The organism is Pseudonocardia sp. DSM 110487 (assembly GCF_019468565.1).
In the GTDB taxonomy this organism is placed as follows: domain Bacteria; phylum Actinomycetota; class Actinomycetes; order Mycobacteriales; family Pseudonocardiaceae; genus Pseudonocardia.
Genome location: NZ_CP080521.1, coordinates 1,830,526 through 1,850,269, shown reverse-complemented (window position 1 = coordinate 1,850,269; position 19,744 = coordinate 1,830,526). Strand labels below are relative to the sequence as shown.

Sequence of the window (19,744 nt, the reverse complement as noted above, 5' to 3'; positions counted from 1 at the left end):
GGTGCCACCGAGGAGGGTCGAACTATGGGTCTGGTCGGTCTCCTGTACGTCGGAGCCGTCTTGTTCATCAACGGGCTGCTGTTGCTCGGGGTGGTCGAGGGCAGAGCGGCCGCGCCGATCAACCTGTTCGTCGGGGCGCTGCAGGTCGTCACGCCCACGTACCTGATCTTCACGGCGAACAACGACCCGGCCGCGATCCTCGCTGCGTCGGGGTTGTACCTGTTCGGGTTCACCTACCTCTACGTCGGCATCAACCTGCTCGCCGGGCTCGACACCACCGGCGTCGGCTGGTTCTCGCTGTTCGTCGCGGTGGTCGCGCTCGGCTACTCGTGGGCGAACTTCGCGATCCTCCGCGACAGCGCGTTCGGCGTCATCTGGCTCTACTGGGCCTTCCTGTGGGCGCTCTTCTTCGTCCTGCTGGGCCTCAAGCACGAGTGGATCGGGCGCTACACCGGATGGGTCACGATCATCCAGGCGTGGGTGACGGCCGCGATCCCGGCGTTCCTGCTGCTCACCGACATGTGGCGGAACGAGGACGCGATCGCGATCGGCCTGGCCGTCGGCGGGGTCGTGGTGTTCGGAGCCCTCTACGCCTACATCCACCCTCGCGCGCCGGGAGCACCGGCGGCGAGGCATGCCCCGACCGCCCATCCGGCGCCGGGTTGATCGACAAGTATCGACGAAGGAGGATCTGCGATGCCCGATGTGGTGTTCAGCGTCGATCAGGCGAAGTCGATGCGTGATCAGGCGGTTCCCGGGCACAACCGGTGGCATCCGGACGTGCCCGTCGCGGTGATGGTCCGCCCCGGGCAGCAGATCCGGGTCGAGTGCCGCGAGTGGACCGACGCCCAGATCGGCAACAACGACTCGGCGAACGACGTGCGCGACGTCGACCTCACGCGTGCGCACATGTTGAGCGGGCCGATCGGTGTGGAAGGCGCCGAGCCCGGCGACCTGCTGGTGGTCGACATCCTCGACCTCGGCCCCGTGCAGGCCCCGCAGGAGTACGGCGACGCCCCCGGCCAGGGCTGGGGCTACACCGGCGTCTTCGCGAAGGCCAACGGCGGCGGCTTCCTGACCGACTACTTCCCCGACGCCTACAAGGCGATCTGGGACTTCGCCGGCCAGGTGGCGACGTCACGGCACCTCCCGGGGGTGCGCTACACCGGCATCACCCACCCCGGGCTGTTCGGCACGGCACCGTCGGCCGAGCTGCTCGAGCGGTGGAACCGCCGGGAGCGAGCGCTCATCGACAAGGACCCGAACCGGGTGCCACCGCTGGCGCTACCGCCGCTCGAGCAGAACGCGCTCGGCGGGACGGCGGCGGGTTCGGAGGCACAGGCGATCGCCCGCGACGGCGCCCGCACCGTTCCCGCCCGGGAGAACGGTGGCAACCACGACATCAAGAACTTCACCCGCGGCTCGCGCGTCTTCTACCCGGTCCACGTGAGGGACGCGAAGCTCTCCGGCGGCGACCTGCACTTCAGCCAGGGCGACGGGGAGATCACGTTCTGCGGCGCGATCGAGATGGGCGGCTTCATCGACTTCCACATCGACCTGATCAAGGGCGGGATGGAGGCCTATGGCGTGACGACGAACCCGGTGTTCATGCCGGGCAACGTGGAACCCCGGTACTCGGAGTTCATGACGTTCATCGGCATCTCGGTGGACCGCGAGACCGACGAGAACTACTACCTCGACGCGACCGTGGCCTACCGGCGCGCGTGCCTGAACGCCGTCGAGTACCTGAAGAAGTTCGGCTACTCGGGCGAGCAGGCGTACCTGCTGCTGGGCTCGGCGCCGATCGAGGGCCGGGTCAGCGGGATCGTGGACATCCCGAACGCCTGCTGCTCGCTCTACCTGCCGACCGCGATCTTCGACTTCGACGTGAAGCCGTCGGCGGCCGGGCCGGTCCGCCAGGATCGGGGTCAGTGTGCGGTGACGTCCTGACCTGCCCAGCGGCGGCGCCTGACCCGTGGGTCAGGCGCCTCCATCGGCCGGGCGGTGCTCCGTGGGGACGGTGGGTCGCGCGGTCACCGTGACGGTCCCGCCGCAGTTCCAGCACTCGGGCTCTGCGGCGACGTCGCGGCCTTCCACGTCGCAGTCGCCGCAGAACCAGTGGGCCATGACCTGGAAGTTCTTCACGGGTTCCTCCCGTCACGCTGCGGGCACCACCCCGCGGGAGTTCACGTGGTGTCGCCGCTCGCTTCTGCCTGGTGCAATGCAGACACGTTCGAAAGGTTACGGTCGGTTCGGTGACTGCACACTTCGTGACCGGCGAGCGAGCAGCGCGTCGATCACGAGGAAGGCGAGGAGGCTGACGCCCAGCAGCGGCGCGAACCAGCCGAGCACGACGGCAAGTACGACCGCCACGATCACGGCCGGCCACGCGGCGCCGCGGAGCTGGCCGCGCGGGACGAGCCGCCAGCCTCGCCCGCGGGTGGGCCTGCGCAGCCACCACATGCGGTAGCCGAGCACGATCAGCGTGATCATCCCGACGCCGAACGCGACCAGCACGAGCTGGTTGGCCACGCCGAAGAGCACGCCCATGTGCGCGTCGATGCCCCATCGGGCGAGCTTCGCCATGAGCGGGTAGTCCGCGAAGCGCACCTCGTCCACCACGGCACCGGTGTCACCGTCGACCGCGACGGCGTCGACCTCGGTCGGCCAGCTCCGCTTGATCTCGGTGACGGTCCAGGCCGCGCCGTGCTCGGCGGGCAGCCCGATCTCGATCAGCCCGGCGTCGATGCCGGCGGCCCGAGCGGTGGCGAGCACCGAATCGAACTGGGCGGGGTCGACGTCATGATGGGCGCCAGGCCCGCCGCCGTGCCCGGCGTGCCCGCCCGACTCCAGCGACGGGGTGCTCCAGCCGAGGGAGGCACGCAGCGCGGACACGTTCTCACCGGCGTAGGCGGACCAGGTGAGCCCGGTCGCGGAGAGGAACAGGGCACCGAGCAGCAGCCAGACACCGAGCGATCCGTGCCTGCTCAGCATGCGGCGGCGGCCCAGCGCTCCCGGCTCCGCTCGGACCAGATCGCGGATGGAGGCGCGGCGGGCCCGCCACCGCGCAACCCACAGCGCCAGCCCGCCCAGCGCGACCACCCACAGCCAGGACGCGGCGAGCTCGCTGTAGAGGCGTCCCGGCTCGCCGAGCAGGAGGTTGCGGTGCAGCTGGTCGATCGTCATCCGGAACGGCAGCACGCCGCTGGTCCCGTACGTGACGAGCGAGCCCTGCACCTCGCCGGTGCCCGGGTCGACGAACACGGTGCGGCGCTCGGACTCGCCGAGTGCCTCGTCGTTGAACAGCACTCGGGTCGTCGCCCCGGGCTCGGGCGCGGGCCGGACGGCGGCCAGCTCGCCGCCGGGCTCGGTGGCCACCGCCGCGCGCACCTGGTCGGCCAGCGTGAGCTGTTGCGCCGTCGGCGGCACGCGCAGCTGCTCGGAGTAGAGGACGGACTCGAGCTGGGGGGTGAGCACGTAGAGCACGCCGGTGACCGTTGCCACCAGGATGAACGGTCCGACGAGCAGGCCGGCGTAGAAGTGCAGGCGCAGCACGAGGCCTCGCCAGCCCGACCGGGTGCGGGGAGCGGGTGGGCTCGTAGCGGATTTCGGGATCACGGACATGGGGTCTCCGGATTCGAGGGCAGCGGGGGACGGCAGGTCCGGTGGGCACCGCGGAGCGGAGATCGCGGCGTGCCCGGGCCGGATCGGCCGGTGAGGCAGGCGGGTCAGCAGACCGCCGGTGGCCCCCGGTGCACGATCGAATGCCGCAGCCGCAGCGTCAGCGAAACCCGGGCGGGTGCGTCCACCGGGCGCCGCCGCGCCTGCGGACGGGCCGTGCGCCACTCCGCCAGCAACCGGCAGAGGAGCCTGCGCAGCGCCGCGACCGCACGGCGGGCGGCCTCCACGGCGCGGCGTTCACCGCAGCGCAGCCACGCTCCCGATACGGCGGCGCCCAGCACGTGGGCGAGCAGCACCAGTTCCGGCCCGAGCACGCCGTGGCCCGCGTGGACGGCCGGATCGGTCGCGGTGCCCACGAACAGGGCGTGGCCACCGAGCTGCGCGACGAGCTGGGCGGCGGCCAGGCGCTCCCAGCCACGCTCGTCGCGGGTCAGCCACCACGACGCGGCGGTCGTGAGGGCGAGGGCCAGCACGAGGCCGATCAGCGGGGGTGCGTGGCCGGTGGCGAGGACGTGGCCGCCGCTCGTGGTGATGCCGGCAGCGGCGACCGCCGCCGCGGTGCGGCCGACGCGGCTCTGCGGGAGCACATGGGCGCGGTGTCCGCCCTCGCGCTCTCGCCGTCCCGACATGGGCTCAGACCGTACCCAGGCGGGTGACGGCTGTGTGTACGTTCAGGGAACGTCGCGGTTACCGGCTGCTGCCCGCGCGGCAAGCGGCGCTGTGAGCCACGAGCGCCACGCCTCCGGGCTGCGCATCGCCGTGTCCGGGATACCGGCGTCGGCCATCGCGCCGGGGTGGAGCAGCTCGTAGCGCTGGTTGTAGGCCGTGGCGCGGTCGGCGGGCAGCAGCAGCCACGGCGCGAGCGCGTACTCGATGCGGAGCTCCACGACCCAGTCGGAGTACCGCGTGATCAGCTCCCCCTGGACGAGCCCGCGCGCGAGGAGACCCCGCCACAGCGCGGCCGTCTCGCGGCACCCCTCCGGACCGTGCTCGGTGGGGGTGACGGCGGTGGTCTCGATCCGCCGCGGCAACGACACCATCGTCGTCACCGAGAACATCCACGGAAGCCCGAGGATGCGGCACAGGTGGGCCCGGTGCGACCCCGCGCCGACCGTGTACAGCGGTCCCGCCGGCCCCGGGATCCGGAGCAGCTGCACCGCTCCCGACTCGCTGTGCGCGCCGAAGTGGCGTGTGAGATAGGCCGGCACGTCGGCGTACCCGACGGCGAGCAGCTCGGCCGTGCGCTCGGGGAGCCACACCTCGCCCCGGTCGGGGTCGTCGGATCTGTCGCGGTCGAACTGCCCCCACACCTCGTCGGGAGTGCGAACGACGGCGCGGGTCCGCACCCACTCCACCGCCCTCGTGCACGCCCACGAGTCGCTGGGCGCGAACAGGTCGGGGAGCTGCGGTTCCTCGGCCTGCACCCGGGCGGCTCGCTCGGCGACGTCCTCCGCGATCCGGTCCCGCGGGACGCTGCGGCGCAGGCTGTCGATCTCGGCCACGATCTCGGCGATCAGGTCCCGGCGCGCCATGAACGCCGTGGCGGCCTGGTCCTCGGTCACCCGCGGCATCGCCTCGGAGGTGAACGTGCACAGCCGTGAGCTCGGCGACGGCGGCGCGCCACGCCACGTGACCTCCGCGGGTCTCGGCCGCGTGCTCCAGCGCCCCAGCTCGTCGGCCACGATCGAGGGGTGGGCGACCCAGCCGCGGACCGAGGGCCGGTCGCCGTCGTCGCCAGAAACGTCGCCGGGGACGGGTTCCGCGTCGAACTGGCCGGACGGGTCCCAGCGCACGGTCCAGCGGGCGGCGCCGTCGCCGGTCTCGGCGACGGCGGCGGCGCGGCGGGCCATGTCGGCCGCCGTGACGTGCACCTGCCCGAGATCGCGGGCGGCCCGCAGCTCCGCGAGGGTGAAGGGCTGCTCGTCCTCGCGGTCGGGCAGCACCATGATGTCGACCTCGGCCCGCCGGGGATCGTCCTGCAGGTGCTGCTGGCGCAGCAGGTTCCCCGCCTCCTTCATCGCCGCCGCCAGCTGCAGGCCGGGACGACGCAGCTCGGAGGCGTCCACGAACGGGGTGGCGTCGTCGACGATGCGACGCACGAGAGCCTTCTGCAGCTGGTCGGCCTGCCACAGCACCGCCGTGACGTCGTTCCAGGCAGCCGGGGGCGGGCTGCCCTCCGTCCCGCCGACGGCGCGGGTGGCGAGCGTGAGCCGGTCCCACTCCGGGAGCCGGGGCAACCACCTCGTCGCCAGCGTGAACACGACCGCGGTCGACCAGCGGGCGAGGTGCGCCACCCTCCGCTGTTTCCCGGATCGCAAGGTTCGGCACTGTTGCCGCGCGTCGGCGTGGCAACGGTCGCACGGCCAGTCGTTGACAGCGATCCCGCTGAGCGGATGGGCGCCGCTCGCCTGAGTTTGCAAGGTGCTCTTCCATCCTCCGATCGAGGTGGGTCAGATCCTTGCGCAAGCGCCCGTGGCGGCGTATCGGGGTCCCGAATGGGTGAGCAACTCGCTGTGGACGAGGCGTCCACGCAGGGTCATCGCGCAGGTTCGAGGCCCGCGCGCTGACGGCTCGCACATAGACATCTGCGCTGGCACACCGACTGCAGTTCATGTGCGGCCACCGAAGTCGGTGTGCGAGCTCCCGGTCAGCTCCGCGACGGCCGTCCGGTGCTGCCTCGCACCACCAGAGGGGCCGCGTGCCGCACCAGGCGTGCCGGCGGCCGGAGTGCGCGGGTCTGCACGGCGTCGATCTGCCGCGCGAGCAGCGCGAACGCCTCCTGGCCCATGCGGGCGAAGTCCTGGCGCACGGTGGTGAGCGGCGGTGCCCACAACCGGGCGAGCGGGTGGTCGTCGAACCCCGCCACGCTGACGTCGTCGGGCACGCGGCGCCCGCGCTCACCCAGCCCCCTGATCACGCCCATGGCGATCTCGTCGTTGCCGCAGAAGACGGCCGTGACTCCCGCCCGGTCGGCGAGCTCCCGGCCGATCGCCACCCCGGACGAGGGATCCCATGTCGCCGGGACCACTGGCGGTACCGGGGCGCCCGCCTCGCGCAGCGCCCTGCGCCAGCCGCGGGTCCGGCCGTCCTCCCGCCGGCGCGAGGGTGGGACGGACACGTGGTGCACCGTGGCGTGCCCCTCGGCGAGCAGGTGGTGCGTGAGCTCGGCGGCGCCGGCGTCCTCGTCGATCACGACCTGGGCGATGCCGGTGGTGCGGGCGCCGGCCACCGCCACGAGCGGCAGGTCGCGGGGCACCGCGGAGAGGGCGGCCACGCCGGGCGGGTCGAACGTCAGGACGACGACCCCGGCCAGCGACTGGGCGAGCACCGGCTCCATCGCCGCGGCGATGGTCGCAGGCTCGGTGTCCTCCACCACGCTGATCAACACCGCGTTCCCGCGGGCCCGGGCGGCCTCCTCGATGCCTTCGAGGGTGACGGCGTACCCGTGGCGCGAGGTGTTGCCCGCGAGCACCGCGACGGTGCGGGCCAGCCCCAGCTTGAGCGCGCGGGCGGCGCCGCTCGGGCGGTAGCCGAGCTCGGCGATCGCCTGCTCGACGCGGTGGCGCTTGTCCTCGCTCACCCGGGCATTGCCGGTGAGCACCCGGGAGACGGTGGGCACCGAGACGCCCGCGTGGCGGGCGACGTCGGCGATCACCGGCGGCCTCGTCATGTCGGCGGCACTCTACTTGACCGCACCGCTGGTCACGCCGGCGATGATCCGCCGCTGGGCCAGCACGAACACCACGAGCAGCGGCACGCTCATCGTGAGCACGTAGGCGAAGATCAGGTGCCAGTTCTGCAGGTACAGCCCGGCGTTCGCCACCTGGAAGAGGTTGAGCGGCAACGTGTCGAGGCGCCCGCCGAGCACGAAGAGGGCGTAGAACACGTCATTCCAGATGTAGAGGCAGATCAGGATCGTCGCGGTGGCGAGCACCGGCGACAGCATCGGCAGCACCACCCGGATGAACACGCGCAGGGGCCCGGCCCCGTCGATCCGCGCGGCCTCCTCCAGCTCGATCGGGATGGTGCGGACGAAGCCGGTGACGAAGAAGATCACCGTGGAGAGGTACATCCCGGTGTACACGCCGATCATCCCGAGCGCGGTGCCGGCGAGCCCGAGCTGGCGAAGCACCAGCACGACCGTCACGACGGCGGGCGGGAGCACGATTCCGGAGATCGCCACGGCGTAGAGCACGGCGGTGAGCCGGGATACCCGGCGGGCGAGCACCCATGAGGCGAGCGAGCCGAGCACCAGCACCGCGACCACCGACGGTGCGACGACCAGCAGGCTTCCGAGGAAGCCCGCGGTGATCTCGCCGTCGGTGAAGGCCGTGCCGATGTTCTCCCAGAGCTGCCACCGCGACGGTGGCGCGAGGTTGGGCCGCAGCGCCTCGGCCTGCGGCTTGCCCGCCGTCGCGATCACCAGCCAGAACGGGACGCCGAGCAGCACCGCAACCGCGGCCAGCGCGGCCGCCGGTTGCGCGAGGCGCTTCACAGCACGTCCTCCCTGCGGCGCAGGAACCGGATCACCGGGAACGCCAGCACCACCACCAGCAGGAACAGCACCAGGCTCATCGTGGTGGCCTGGGCGAACAGGCCCTGGCCGAACGTGCGGAAGATGAAGATGTTGAGCACCTCCGTGGTGCGCGCCGGGCCGCCCTCCGTGGTGGCCGCGACGATGTCGAAGCCGTTCATCGAGCCGAGCAGCGCCGTCGCCACGTTGAAGGTGATCGCAGGCGCCAGCAGCGGGAACCGGATGAGCCGCAACGTCTGCCACCACGACGAGCCGTCGATGCGGGCGGCCTCCAGCACGTCCGGCGGCATCGTCTTGAGGCCTGCCAGGTAGATGAGCATCGACAGACCCATCCACTTCCAGGCGTGCACGATCGCGACGACCACGATCGTCCAGGTGGTGGAACCGAGCCACGCGATCTGGACCTCGCGGGCGAACAGGAAGCCGAGGATGTCGTTCAGCGCGCCGTCCGGGCGCAGCAGCGCCTGGAAGACGTAGCCGACGGCGAGCGCCGACATCAGCACCGGCACGAAGAACGCGGCCCTTGCGAACCGGTTGATCATCGTGTCGCGCTCGAGGAGCAGTGCGAGTGCGAGCCCGAACAGGTTCTGGAAGATCGCCACGAGCACCGCGTAGACCAGGGTGATCCGCAGCGACGAGACGAGGCTCCCGTCCGCGAGCAGGGTCTGGAAGTTCTGCAGTCCCGCGAAGGCGATCCCCGGCTTGAAGCTGGACCAGTCGGTGAACGCGTAGACGAAGTTGAACACGGTGGGCAGCACGAAGAACACCGCCAGCACCGCGAACGCCGGTACGAGGAAGACCAGCGGGTGGTCACCCCGCCGCTGCCGGCGCTGCGGCGCGGGCGGGGTGACCTGGCGCGTCCGCGCCCGGGTCTCGATGGCGACCATCTAGAACCCCGGGACGCCCTGCGCCCGCGCGAGCTGGTCGAACTGCGCCTGGGTCTGGCTCGCGACCTGCTGCGGTGTGGTGGTGCCCTGGATCATGTCGGCGAGGTAGATGTACAGGTCGGGGTTCGCCACGGCGAGCGCCTGCATCGAGCCGACGGACGTGGGCAGCGCGGCGTGGACATCCCGCAGCGCCGTGGGCACACCGTCGGGGTCGGGGACGCCCGGCTGCAGCGACACCGTCTGCCGATCGGCGAGGAACGCCGGGTAACCCTGGCCCAGCCAGAAGCTCATGAGCTGCCGCGCGGCGGCCTCCCGGGCGGCGTCGCCGGTGCGGAACGCGACGAGCGCGTTGCTCTGGTCCGGGATGAACGTACCGATGTTGCCGGACGGGGCGATCGGGAAGAAGCCGATCTTCTGGTCCAGCTCGGGGGTGCCGGTGAGCGCCTGCAACTGGGAGAAGAACGAGTTGACCTGCACGACCATCCCGGCCTGACCGGCGAGCAGCGCGGCGGCCTGGTCCTCCAGCGCCGCGGTGGCGATGTCGGCGTTGAACAGACCCTCGTCGATCAGCGCCTTGTACCGCTCGACGGCGCCGAGGATCGTCGGGTCGGTGAACTTCTCCTGACCGCTGCTGACCCGCTCCCACAGGCCGTCGCGCGCGGCGTCGGCCAGCTGCACCTGCACCCACCACTGGGTGGCCCAGCGGTCGCCGCCCATCTCGAAGAACGGGGTGACGCCCGCGGCCTTCAGGGTGCGGGCCGCCGCGACGAGCTCGTCGAAGGTGCGCGGCAGTGTGGTGATGCCCGCCGCGGCCAGCACCTCCTTGTTGTAGTAGACGCCCTCGACGGCCGGGCTCGTGATCAGCGCGGCGTAGCGGGTGCCGTCGAGCAGGCCGGTGATGTCGCGGATGGCCGGGTCGGTGCGTTCGAGCCACGGCGCGCCGTCGAGCGGCTGCAGGACGTTGCGGGCCCCGATCGCGGTGAGCATCGAGGAGGTCGGCTGCCAGAACGCCAGGTCGGGCGTGTCCCCGGTGGCGACACGGGTCTGCACGCCCTGCTCGTACGGGTCGGGGATGGTCTCGACGTCCACCGACGCGCCGGTGGCGGCCTCGAAGTCCGCGACGACCTTCTCACCCACCGTCGTGGAGTTCTGGGAGGCCCAGATCGTCAGATTGACGCCGTCGAGCCGGGCGGTCTGTTCCGGCCAGGTCGCCGGGGCGGAGGCGGCCGTGCCACCTCCCGCACCCGGGTCGCTGCATCCGGCGAGCAGTGCGCAGAGCGCGGCCGCGGCGGCCATGGCCCTCAAGCGATTCCTCATCGAATCTCCTCCGTGGTCGGTCAGCGGCGGCGCAGCCGCACGGTGCGGGCGGCCGTGTCGGCCGAACCCGCCTCGACCGTGAGCCCGGCACTCGCCGGATCCCAGCTCACGGCCCAGTTCGAAAGCGCGAGCGGGAACACCGGCTCCACGCCCACCTCGTGGCCCCGCAGTGCGGGCAGCTCCATGTGCGTCGCAGGGCCGGACCCGGGACGGCGCCACACCGTCAGCAGGACCGACTCGCCGTCGTCGAGTGCCAGCGCGAGCCATGGGTCGTCCCATCCGGGGAGCCCCAGCGGCCAACTCGGCGCGGCCCGCTCGATCAGGGGCGCGATCTCGCGGTGCGCGGCGACGGCCTCCGTGACGAGCGCGCGCTGCGCATCGCTCATCCCGTCGAGGCGTCCGGAGAGGTAGAACCGCCCGAGCATCGACGTGCAGAGGGTGAAGGCGATCTCCTCGTCGGTCATGTCCGGCTGCGGGTAGGCCCAGTTGGCGGCCTGCTCGGGCAGCATCGAGAGCGGGGCGGCGACCGCGATCGGCGGGTACCGCAGCGGGTCCTGCTGGTCAGAGGTCGACTGCAGCTGGAAACGGGCGAGCGACGCCGGGTCCATCCGCATGGCGCCCGAGCTGCAGTTCTCCAGCACCAGGCCGGGGTGGCGGTCCAGCACGCCCTCCACCCACGCGAGCTGGGCCCGGTTGTGGGCGAGCAGGCCGGCGCCCGCCGAGTCGGCGTCGTGGTCCGTGCCGGGGCCGGGGTCGATGTTGTAGTCGAGCTTGAAGTAGCCGATGCCCAGCTCCTCCACGAGCCGGTCGATCACGGCGTCGAGGTGCGCCCGCGCGGCGGGGTGCCGCATGTCGAGGTGGTAGCGGTCGTGCTCGCGCACCCGCTCGCCGAACCGGCTCAGGAACGCCTCGGGCGCCAGCGTCGCGGCGACCGGGCTGCGGACGCCGACGACCTCGGGCTCGAGCCACAGGCCCGCGGTCATCCCGCGCTCGCGGATGTGGTCGAGCACCTTCTCGATACCGCCCGGGAACCGGGTGCGCGATGGCAACCATTCCCCGACGCTGTCCCACCAGTAGCCGGTCTCGTCGTACCAGCCCGCGTCGATGCAGAAGATCTCGGCGCCCACATCGGCGGCGGCGTCGACGAGTGGGATGAGCCTGTCCGTCGTCGGGTCACCCATCAGCGTGTTCATGTAGTCGTTGAAGACGACGGGCCGCCGGTCGCGGTCGGGATGCGGCCGCCACGTGGCGCGCCGGTGCAGGGTGAGCGCCGCGACCGCCGCGTCGAGGCCGGCACCGGTGGCCAGCGTCGCGGGCACGGTGGTGAAGGCCTCACCGGGCCGCAGCACCGCGGCGAATTGGTGGTCGAGATCGGTCGGGCCGGACAGGGCGAGGTACGGCCCTGCGACGTGGTCACCGATCTCCCAGCGCCACGGCCCGTTGTGCTCGACCTGCCACGCCCACGCCGGACCGCCCGCCCGGTCGGCGAGCAGGCCGACGGGCAGCCGGTCGCCGGTGGACCACGAGCCGCGCGCGGCGACGACGAGTGCGTTGCGCGGCTCGCCGCCGTGCGCAGGCAGCGACAGGTCGACGGCCGCGGCGCGCAGCGGCGTGCGCCGCCACCGCCCCTCCCCCAGCCAGGCGCTCTCCCCCGTGACGACGTCGAGGCCGTCCGCCCCAGAGCCGATCCTGGCGACGAGCGAGGTGACCGCGAGCACCGCGACCGGCGCGTCGCCGTCGTTGCGGACCGTGGTGGTGGCCGTGGCGGCGGCGACGCCGTCGTACGAGGTGAGGGTCCAGTCGACGGCAAGGCCGGCGCCCGCGAGGTGGACGGTGAGCCGGTGCATCCCACCGGGCTCCTCGGCCGTCTCGTGGCCGACATGGCGCAGCTGCCGTCCGACGGCGGTGTGCACGAGGCGCTGGGACGCCTTCGCCCGCCCGTCGCGGACCGTGAGGATCTCCACCGCCGGCTGCCCCGGCGCGAGCACGGACGTGCCCCAGCGCCGGACCGCCAAGGGGGCGTCGGGCTCGGCCGCGAGCTCCACGAGCAGGGCGTCGTGGCCCCACCTGATCACCGTCATCGGTCTCCCAGCTTGAAGTCGATTTCATGATATCGGTTTCAGAAGGTCGCACAAGCCCCGAGCCGGTCGGATCAGAACCCCTCGCAGAAGTCGGTCGAGGGCATCGCGGTCGAGCAGGTCGCCTATGGTGCTCGTCGTGATCGCGCGGAAGCGGCTCGTGGGGTGAGCCGCGACGAGGAGCTGGTCAACGCGGTGCTGCTGCCGGGCTTCACCGGGACGACCGCGCCCGGCTGGCTCGCGCGAGCCTGCGACTCGGGGCTCGCGGGCGTCTGCCTCTTCGGCGGCAACGTCGGCCCCTCCCTCTCCGCGCTCACCGCTGACCTGCACGAGCGGCGCCCCGAATTCCTCGTCGCCTCCGACGAGGAGGGCGGCTCGGTCACGCGGCTGGACGGCCCGTGGCCCAACTCCGGATGGCCCAGCGCCGCCGCGCTCGGGCGGCTCGACGACGTGGCCGCCACCGAGGCGGTGGCCGCCGACATCGGCGCGCGGTGCCGTTCCCTTGGCATCGACCTCGCGCTCGCGCCCGTTGCCGACGTCAATGCGGAGCCGGACAACCCGGTGATCGGGATCCGGTCCTTCGGCGCCACCCCCGACCTCGTGGCGCGACACGTCGCGGCGTTCGTCCGCGGGATGCAGGGCGCAGGCACGGCGGCGACCGCGAAGCACTTCCCTGGCCACGGGTGCACGACGGTCGACTCGCACCTGGCCATGCCCGTGATCGACGACGACGAGGCCACCCTGCGGGTGCGGGACCTGCCGCCGTTCGCCGCGGCGGTCGCGGCAGGTGTCCGGTGCGTGCTCACCGCGCACGTGCGCTTCCCGGCGCTCGACCACCGGCCGGCGACGATGAGCCCTCCGCTCCTGCGGCTGCTGCGCCGCGAGCTCGGCTTCGACGGCGTGGTGATCAGCGATGCCGTCGACATGGCCGCGATCGCCGCCTCGGTCGGGATGGGTCCGGGCGCGGTCGCCGCCGTCGCCGCCGGGGTCGACCTCGTGTGCATCGGCAACCCGCAGAACGGCTACGACGACGAGACCGGCTACCGCGAGGTGCGCGACGCGCTGCTCGCCGCGGTCGCCGACGGCACCCTGCCCCGGGAACGGCTGGCCGACGCGGGCCGGCGGGTCGCGGAGCTGGCCACGTGGATCCGAACCGCGCCGGCAGCGGCGGGCGGCGAGGATGTACAAGTCGTACGGCGCGTCGCGGAGGTCGCCGGGGACGTGCGGGTCGGGCGTGGCGCGCACGTCCTCGACCTGCGCGGGGCGGTGAACATCGCCGACGGCCGGGGCGACCCACGCGTGGCGGAAGCGCTGCGCCGGCACGACCCCACCGTGACGGCGGGCCGAGACATTCCCGCCGGCCGGCCGCTCGTGCTGGTGGTGCGCGGCCCATCGGCCGAGTTCGACGCCGTCCGGGCCGCCCGGCCGGACGCGGTGGCCGTGCACGTCGGACTGCCGGGGGACTGGCGCCCGCCGGCGCCGTCGGTCACGGTGTGGGGCGACGGACGCGCGCACGCCGACGTCGTAGTCGAGTTGCTCAGGGGCACATCGATAGCCCGATCAGGGGTTTCGACTGGTATTCCCAGGTGGTCCTCAGGACAGCCTCAGAATCCAGGCGCATCGTCGATGCCATGAGCGACGAGCAGAGGGAGCACGGCCGGGACGCCAACGCCTCGACCGGTGACTCCCGCACCGTGCAGTACCCCGTTCCGTCGTACGCGGGCGCCGCGGGACCGGCGCCCGCGCAGGGTGCCGGCCAGCAGGCCAACGCGGCCGACCCCTCGGGCGCTTACCCGCCGCCGCAGGGGCCTGCCGGCGGGTTCTTCCCGCCCCCGCCGGACCACTTCCAGGGCCCGCCCACCGCCACGATGCCGCCCCAGCCGCGCAAGCAGCGCGGGATGGCCACGGTCGTAGTCACCGCGGTGATCGCCGGCCTCGTCGGCGGTGGCGCCGGTTTCGGCGGCGCCTACGCGCTGCTCGGCGACCGCCTCGGCGGCACGACGCTCTCGTCGTCGCCGCAGGGCTCGAACGCCGTGAACGCCGCGCCCGGGACGGTCACAGCCGCGGCCCAGACGGTGCTGCCCAGCACCGTCGACATCCGCGCCACGCTGGCGCAGGGCGAGGCCGAGGGCAGCGGCGTCGTCCTCACCGCGAACGGCGACATCCTGACCAACAACCACGTCGTGGCCGGCAGCCGCCAGCTCTCGGTCACCCTGCAGGACGGCACCGAGCACCCGGCCACGGTCGTGGGCAGCGCGCCGAGCTACGACATCGCGGTCATCCGGGTGCAGGGTGCATCCGGGCTCACCCCGGCGGCGATCGGCGACAGCAACTCGCTGCAGGTCGGCCAGCCCGTCGTGGCGATCGGGTCGCCGCGCGGCCTCACCGGCACCGTCACCACCGGCATCGTGAGCGCCCTCGACCGAACGGTCACGGTGCAGGGCGAGGACGGCCAGGCGGTCGTCTACAACGGCCTGCAGACCGACGCCCCGATCAACCAGGGCAACTCCGGTGGCCCGCTGGTGAACCTCGACGGCCAGCTCGTCGGCATCAACTCGGCGATCGAGACCACGGGCCAGAACGCCGGCAGCATCGGGCTCGGCTTCGCGATCCCGATCGACCAGGCCCGCCGGGTCGCCGAGGAGATCATGAACACCGGCGCAGCCACCAAGCCCGTTCTCGGGGTGCAGGGCAGCATCGCCGCCAACAGCGACGACGGCGCGCAGATCGCGGCCGTGCAGCCGGGCTCGCCCGCCGAGACGGCTGGGCTCAGGGAGGGCGACGTCGTCACGAAGGTCGGCGACGCGCCGGTGGCCGACTTCGCGGACCTCATGGCCCGGCTCGGGGCACACTCCCCCGGCGAGCAGGTCGCGCTGACCGTCACGAACGGCGGCGCCGAGCGCACGGTCAATGTCACGCTGGGCAGCCAGCCCGACCAGGCGGCGACGACCAGCCCGAGCGGCGGCGGCCGCACCCCGTTCGGCGGGCAGAACCCCTTCGGCAACCCGTTCGGCGGCGGCAACTGACCGCTCCCTGAGTTCAGGAAAGCCACATTCAGGGCCTTGCAGGCCTTGAATGTGGCTTTCCTGTCATTCCGACAGGAGCCACTCCCGGATCTCCTCGCCGTCCGCATCCAGCGCGGGCGGCGGCCGCCGGTAGGACGGCGGCGTCGCCGAGTACGTCACCGGGTTGCGGACGCTCGGGACGCCGCCCGGCTCCACCACCGGGTCCAGGCCAAGGCGCTCGGCAAGGGCGATGCCATCGTCGATCGTGTTGATCGGGCCGCACGGCACGCCCGCGGTGGCGAGGATGTCGAACCACTCCTGCGCGGTCTTCGTGGCCAGCCGCGCGAGCAGCAGGGGCCGCAGCTCGTCGCGGTGGGCGTTGCGCGACCCCATCGAGGCGAAGCGCGGGTCGTCGAGCAGCTCGGGGGCGCCGATCGCGATGGCGAGCTTGCGGAACTGGCCGTCGTTGCCGGCGATGACGATCAGCTCGCCGTCGCCGGTCGGCAGCGGCTCGTACGGGAAGAGCGAGAGGTGGGCGTTGCCGAGCCTGCCGGGCACCACCCCGCCCGCCAACACCGCCGATGTCTGGTTGACCAGGCCGGACAGGGCCGCGGACAGCAGGTTCGTCTCCACCTTCTGCCCCTCGCCGGTGCGCTCGCGGTGGTGCAGCGCGGCGAGGATCGCGAGCGCCGCGTGCAGCCCGGTGATCACGTCGAACACCGCGACGCCCGCGCGGTAGGGCGGGCCGTCGGCGTCGCCGGTGAGGCTCATCAGCCCGGACGTCGCCTGAACGAGCAGGTCGTACCCGGGCAGCGCCGCCCCGCCCGCCGTGCCGAAGCCGCTGATCGAGCAGTAGACGATCCGGGGGTTGGCCGCCGATACCGAGGCGTTGTCCAGCCCGAACCGCGCAAGGCCGCCCGGCTTGAAGTTCTCGATCACGACATCGGCGCGGGCGGCGAGCCGCTTCGCGATCTCGAGGTCGGCCGGGTCGGCGAGGTCGAGCACGATCGACCGCTTGTTCCGGTTGATCGACAGGTAATACGTGGCAGTGCCGTCCTCGCTGGTCGGCGGCACCCAGGTACGGGTGTCGTCCCCGGTGCCAGGGCCCTCGACCTTGATGACGGTGGCGCCGAGGTCGGCGAGCAGCATCGTGGCGTACGGCCCGGCGAGGATGCGGGAGAAGTCCGCGACGAGCACTCCGGAGAGGGGGCCGCTGACCGGACTTCCGTCGACGATGTCGTTGGCATTGCTCACGCTGCAGATCCTAGGAAGGTGCTCGTTGCAGCGGCCGTCGGAGCCGGCGCCCGACATCAAGCTATTGCAAACAGCGATCGTTTTGATCGGAAGCAATCGCTTTTCTTGATGCACCGTCACTTCTAATGTCATCGGCATGATGCGACTCGTTCAGACCAACGGCGTGACCCTGGCCGCCGACAGCTTCGGTGACCCCGCCGACCCCGCCATATTGCTGATCATGGGCGGTGGAGCGTCGATGGACTGGTGGGAGGACGAGTTCTGCGAGCGCCTCGCCGCCGCCGGACGGTTCGTCATCCGGTACGACCACCGGGACACCGGCCAGTCGACCGCGTACGAACCGGGCGCTCCCGGATACACCGGGAAGGATCTCGCGGACGACGCCGTGGGACTGCTCGACGCGTACGGCCTGGCCAGCGCGCACATCGTCGGTATGTCGATGGGCGGTGGAATCGCCCAGAGCCTTGCGCTCGACCACCCCGGCCGGGTTTCCTCACTCACCTTGATCTCGACGAGCCCGGGAGCCGGCGATGATCTCCCCTCGATGAGCCCCGAGCTCCAGGCCGCGTTCTCGGGAGGGATCGCCGAACCGGACTGGTCCGACCGGGAGTCGGTGATCGACTACCTCGTCGAGGACGCCCGCCGGTTCGCGGCCGCCTCACGGCCCTTCGAGGAGGAGGCCATGCGGGATCTCGTGAGCCGCGCGTACGACCGCTCCACCAACATGCCCTCGGCCGGGAACCACTTCATCGCCCAGGGCGGAGGGCATTCCCGGGACGAGCTCGCGAAGGTGAGCGCTCCGACGCTCGTGCTGCACGGCACCGAGGATCCCCTGTTCCCGTACGAGCACGGGCGCGCACTCGCGAGGGAGATCCCCGGCGCCCGGCTGGTGGCCATGGAACGGACCGGGCACGAGATCCCGAGGGTGGCATGGGACGTCGCCATCCCCGAGATCGTGCGGCACACGTCGGTGGCCTGACCGGCGTCAGGGCCGGTCGCGGCGCAGCACCGTCACCGTGACCGCCCCTGCCGCCGCCACCGCGAGTGCGCTCGTGAAGAACGCGAGCTGGTAGCCGCTGGTCAGCGCCTCGGTCACGGTCGCGCCCGACGCCATGGCGGCGTCGGTGGCTGCCGCGGCCAGCGCGGCGAGCACTGCCGTACCCAGCGCGCCGCCGACCTGCTGGCTGGTGTTCGCCAGGCCGGAGGCGAGCCCGGCATCCTCGGGCGAGGCGTCGGACATCATCAGCGTGGTGACCGCGGGCAGGGCGAGCCCCGCGCCGATGCCGAGCACGAGCATCGACGGCAGCACGTCGACCAGGTAGCTGCCGACCGGCGGACGGGTGAGCAGCAGCAGCCCGGCCACGAGCAGGATCTCGCCTGCGAGCAGGACCGTACGGGCCCCGGAGCGGGCGATCAGCCGGCCCGACGCGGTCAGCGACACCAGCGCGATCGTGAGCGTGATCGGCAGCAGCGCGAAACCGGTCTGCGCCGGGGTGTACCCGAGCGCCTGCTGCAGGTACAGCGCCGCGGTGAACTGGAAGCCGAGCATCCCCGCCACCATCAGCAGCTGGGCGGCGTTGCCACCGGAGAGCGCCCGGGAGCGGAAGATGCCCAGCCGCACGAGCGGCTCGGCGGCCCGCCGCTGGCGCGCGACGAACCCGACGAGCAGGGCCACGGCGACCGCGGCCATCCCGAGCCGCACGCCGAGCGCCGAGGTGTCGACGATCGTGAACACCGCGAGCACCAGGCCCGCGGTGACCAGCAGCCCACCGAGGACGTCGGGGCGCGCCGAGCGGTCGGCCGGGCCGTCGGCGGCGACGTACCGCAGCGCGAGCAGCACCGCGGCGACCCCGATCGGCACGTTGACCAGGAAGATCCACCGCCAGCCGACGGTGTCGGTCAGCACGCCGCCGAGCAGGGTGCCGATGGAGGCCCCTGCCGCGCCGACGAACGCGTAGACGCCCATGGCCCGCGCCCGCTCCCCCGGCTCCGGGAAGAGGGCGACGACCATGCCCAGCACCACCGCAGAGGCCATCGCGGCCCCGACCCCCTGCACGAACCGGGCCGCGATGAGCATCCCGGCGTCGATCGCCATCCCGCAGAGCAGCGAGGCCAGCACGAACAGCGTGAGCCCACTGAGCAGCATCCGGCGCCTGCCGTACAGGTCGCCGAGCCGCCCGGCGAGCAGCAGGAGGCCACCGAGCGGCACGAGGTAGGCGTTGACCGTCCAGGCCAGCCCCGCCGTCGTGAAGCCCAGCTCGGCCTGCAGAACCGGCAGCGCGACGGTGGTGATCGTGCCGTCGAGAATGATCATGAGCATCGCGCCGCAGAGCACCGAGAGCGCGAGCCAGCGCGAGGGTGCGGAGCGGGCTGTAGGAGCGGTCGAACTCATCATAAGATGGACCGTAGCAGATGGTTTTTTAACAGACAATCCCAATCGGGATCGCTTGTTTCGGGACGGTCAGGCGCCCCGCTTCCGCCGCGGTGCGTGCGGATTGGGCTCGACGGCGGACAGCGGACCCTCGTGGGTGACGAGGGCCAGCAGCGCGTCCAGCAGGGCCGTGCGCTGCTCAGGAGGGAGCACGCCGAGCACCTCGGCGTAGAGGTCGTCGATCACGCCGCGCGCCTTCGCGACCTTCTCGTCGCCCGCCTCCGTGGTGCGGACGATCCGCACCCTGCGATCCGCGGGCGACGGCGTGCGCTGTGCCAGCCCGGCCTTCTCGAGCTTGTCGCAGGTGACGACCATGGTCGTCTTGTCCAGCAACGCCAGCTCGCCGAGCTCGCCCTGCGTCAGCTCGTGGGCGCCCGCCTTCGCGAGCACGCAGTAGTCGCGCACGCTCATGCCCAGCTCGCCCAGCACGGTGCCCATCCGCGCCGCGAGCGCCTGGCTCGCCTTGTCGAACAGGTAGGAGAGATCGGCCCGGATCTCGTCGTCGCTGCGCGTGTCCATGCAGTCAGGGTACAGACGATCCGGAACAGAACAATCCT

17 protein-coding genes are annotated in these 19,744 nt (G+C 72.3%); 5 read left to right on the top strand and 12 right to left on the bottom strand.

Features of this window, described 5'->3' with window-relative positions:
- Nucleotides 1-24: 24 nt before the first annotated feature.
- Both K1T35_RS08410 and fmdA read left to right on the top strand, forming a co-directional pair.
- Nucleotides 25-666, top strand: a complete 642-nt coding sequence (locus K1T35_RS08410) for an AmiS/UreI family transporter (RefSeq protein WP_220259597.1) — start codon at nucleotides 25-27, stop codon at nucleotides 664-666.
- 30 nt (nucleotides 667-696) lie between these two features.
- Nucleotides 697-1,950 carry a formamidase gene (gene fmdA / locus K1T35_RS08405; protein WP_220259596.1) on the top strand — a complete coding sequence of 418 codons (1,254 nt, stop codon included), beginning with the start codon at nucleotides 697-699 and terminating at the stop codon, nucleotides 1,948-1,950.
- Nucleotides 1,951-1,980: 30 nt separating this feature from the next.
- On the opposite strand, the gene K1T35_RS08400 is transcribed toward fmdA, so the two are convergent.
- The 9 genes from K1T35_RS08400 to K1T35_RS08360 all read right to left on the bottom strand — a co-directional run bounded on the left by K1T35_RS08400 (nucleotide 1,981) and on the right by K1T35_RS08360 (nucleotide 12,500).
- A complete protein-coding gene (locus K1T35_RS08400) occupies nucleotides 1,981-2,145 on the bottom strand; it encodes a hypothetical protein (protein WP_220259595.1) in 165 nt (54 codons plus the stop codon).
- 96 nt (nucleotides 2,146-2,241) lie between these two features.
- Nucleotides 2,242-3,624, bottom strand: coding sequence for a PepSY domain-containing protein (locus K1T35_RS08395; RefSeq protein WP_220259594.1), 1,383 nt, complete (start codon nucleotides 3,622-3,624; stop codon nucleotides 2,242-2,244).
- Nucleotides 3,625-3,728: 104 nt separating this feature from the next.
- Nucleotides 3,729-4,310, bottom strand: coding sequence for a hypothetical protein (locus K1T35_RS08390; RefSeq protein ID WP_220259593.1), 582 nt, complete (start codon nucleotides 4,308-4,310; stop codon nucleotides 3,729-3,731).
- Between the two features lie 42 nt (nucleotides 4,311-4,352).
- On the bottom strand, nucleotides 4,353-5,975 hold the full coding sequence (locus tag K1T35_RS08385) for a hypothetical protein (protein ID WP_220259592.1): 1,623 nt from the start codon (nucleotides 5,973-5,975) through the stop codon (nucleotides 4,353-4,355).
- Nucleotides 5,976-6,328: 353 nt separating this feature from the next.
- Nucleotides 6,329-7,351 carry a LacI family DNA-binding transcriptional regulator gene (locus K1T35_RS08380; protein ID WP_220259591.1) on the bottom strand — a complete coding sequence of 341 codons (1,023 nt, stop codon included), beginning with the start codon at nucleotides 7,349-7,351 and terminating at the stop codon, nucleotides 6,329-6,331.
- A gap of 12 nt (nucleotides 7,352-7,363) precedes the next feature.
- The gene (locus K1T35_RS08375) at nucleotides 7,364-8,176 is read right to left on the bottom strand and encodes a carbohydrate ABC transporter permease (RefSeq protein ID WP_220259590.1); all 813 of its coding nucleotides are present in this window, start codon (nucleotides 8,174-8,176) and stop codon (nucleotides 7,364-7,366) included.
- Nucleotides 8,173-9,102, bottom strand: coding sequence for a carbohydrate ABC transporter permease (locus K1T35_RS08370; RefSeq protein ID WP_220259589.1), 930 nt, complete (start codon nucleotides 9,100-9,102; stop codon nucleotides 8,173-8,175). Before K1T35_RS08370 ends, K1T35_RS08375 begins: the two co-directional genes overlap by 4 nt.
- The gene (locus K1T35_RS08365; protein ID WP_220259588.1) at nucleotides 9,103-10,419 is read right to left on the bottom strand and encodes an ABC transporter substrate-binding protein; all 1,317 of its coding nucleotides are present in this window, start codon (nucleotides 10,417-10,419) and stop codon (nucleotides 9,103-9,105) included. It abuts the gene before it with no gap.
- 20 nt (nucleotides 10,420-10,439) lie between these two features.
- On the bottom strand, nucleotides 10,440-12,500 hold the full coding sequence (locus K1T35_RS08360; RefSeq protein ID WP_220259587.1) for a glycoside hydrolase family 36 protein: 2,061 nt from the start codon (nucleotides 12,498-12,500) through the stop codon (nucleotides 10,440-10,442).
- A gap of 162 nt (nucleotides 12,501-12,662) precedes the next feature.
- Here K1T35_RS08360 and K1T35_RS08355 point away from each other — a divergent pair, with 162 nt between their 5' ends.
- Complete coding sequence (locus tag K1T35_RS08355) at nucleotides 12,663-14,132, top strand: glycoside hydrolase family 3 N-terminal domain-containing protein (RefSeq protein ID WP_220259586.1); 1,470 nt, start codon at nucleotides 12,663-12,665, stop codon at nucleotides 14,130-14,132.
- A complete protein-coding gene (locus tag K1T35_RS08350) occupies nucleotides 14,129-15,523 on the top strand; it encodes a S1C family serine protease (protein WP_220259585.1) in 1,395 nt (464 codons plus the stop codon). Before K1T35_RS08355 ends, K1T35_RS08350 begins: the two co-directional genes overlap by 4 nt.
- Before the next feature lie 63 nt (nucleotides 15,524-15,586).
- Here K1T35_RS08350 and K1T35_RS08345 read toward each other — a convergent pair whose 3' ends face one another.
- Nucleotides 15,587-16,756 carry a CaiB/BaiF CoA-transferase family protein gene (locus tag K1T35_RS08345; RefSeq protein WP_255621702.1) on the bottom strand — a complete coding sequence of 390 codons (1,170 nt, stop codon included), beginning with the start codon at nucleotides 16,754-16,756 and terminating at the stop codon, nucleotides 15,587-15,589.
- A 136-nt stretch (nucleotides 16,757-16,892) separates the two neighbouring features.
- Here K1T35_RS08345 and K1T35_RS08340 point away from each other — a divergent pair, with 136 nt between their 5' ends.
- Complete coding sequence (locus K1T35_RS08340) at nucleotides 16,893-17,735, top strand: alpha/beta fold hydrolase (RefSeq protein ID WP_220259584.1); 843 nt, start codon at nucleotides 16,893-16,895, stop codon at nucleotides 17,733-17,735.
- A gap of 6 nt (nucleotides 17,736-17,741) precedes the next feature.
- Here K1T35_RS08340 and K1T35_RS08335 read toward each other — a convergent pair whose 3' ends face one another.
- Nucleotides 17,742-19,151 carry an MFS transporter gene (locus tag K1T35_RS08335; RefSeq protein ID WP_255621701.1) on the bottom strand — a complete coding sequence of 470 codons (1,410 nt, stop codon included), beginning with the start codon at nucleotides 19,149-19,151 and terminating at the stop codon, nucleotides 17,742-17,744.
- A 66-nt stretch (nucleotides 19,152-19,217) separates the two neighbouring features.
- Nucleotides 19,218-19,706: a MarR family winged helix-turn-helix transcriptional regulator gene (locus K1T35_RS08330; RefSeq protein ID WP_220259583.1), complete on the bottom strand. Its 489-nt coding sequence runs from the start codon at nucleotides 19,704-19,706 to the stop codon at nucleotides 19,218-19,220.
- Nucleotides 19,707-19,744 lie beyond the last annotated feature (38 nt).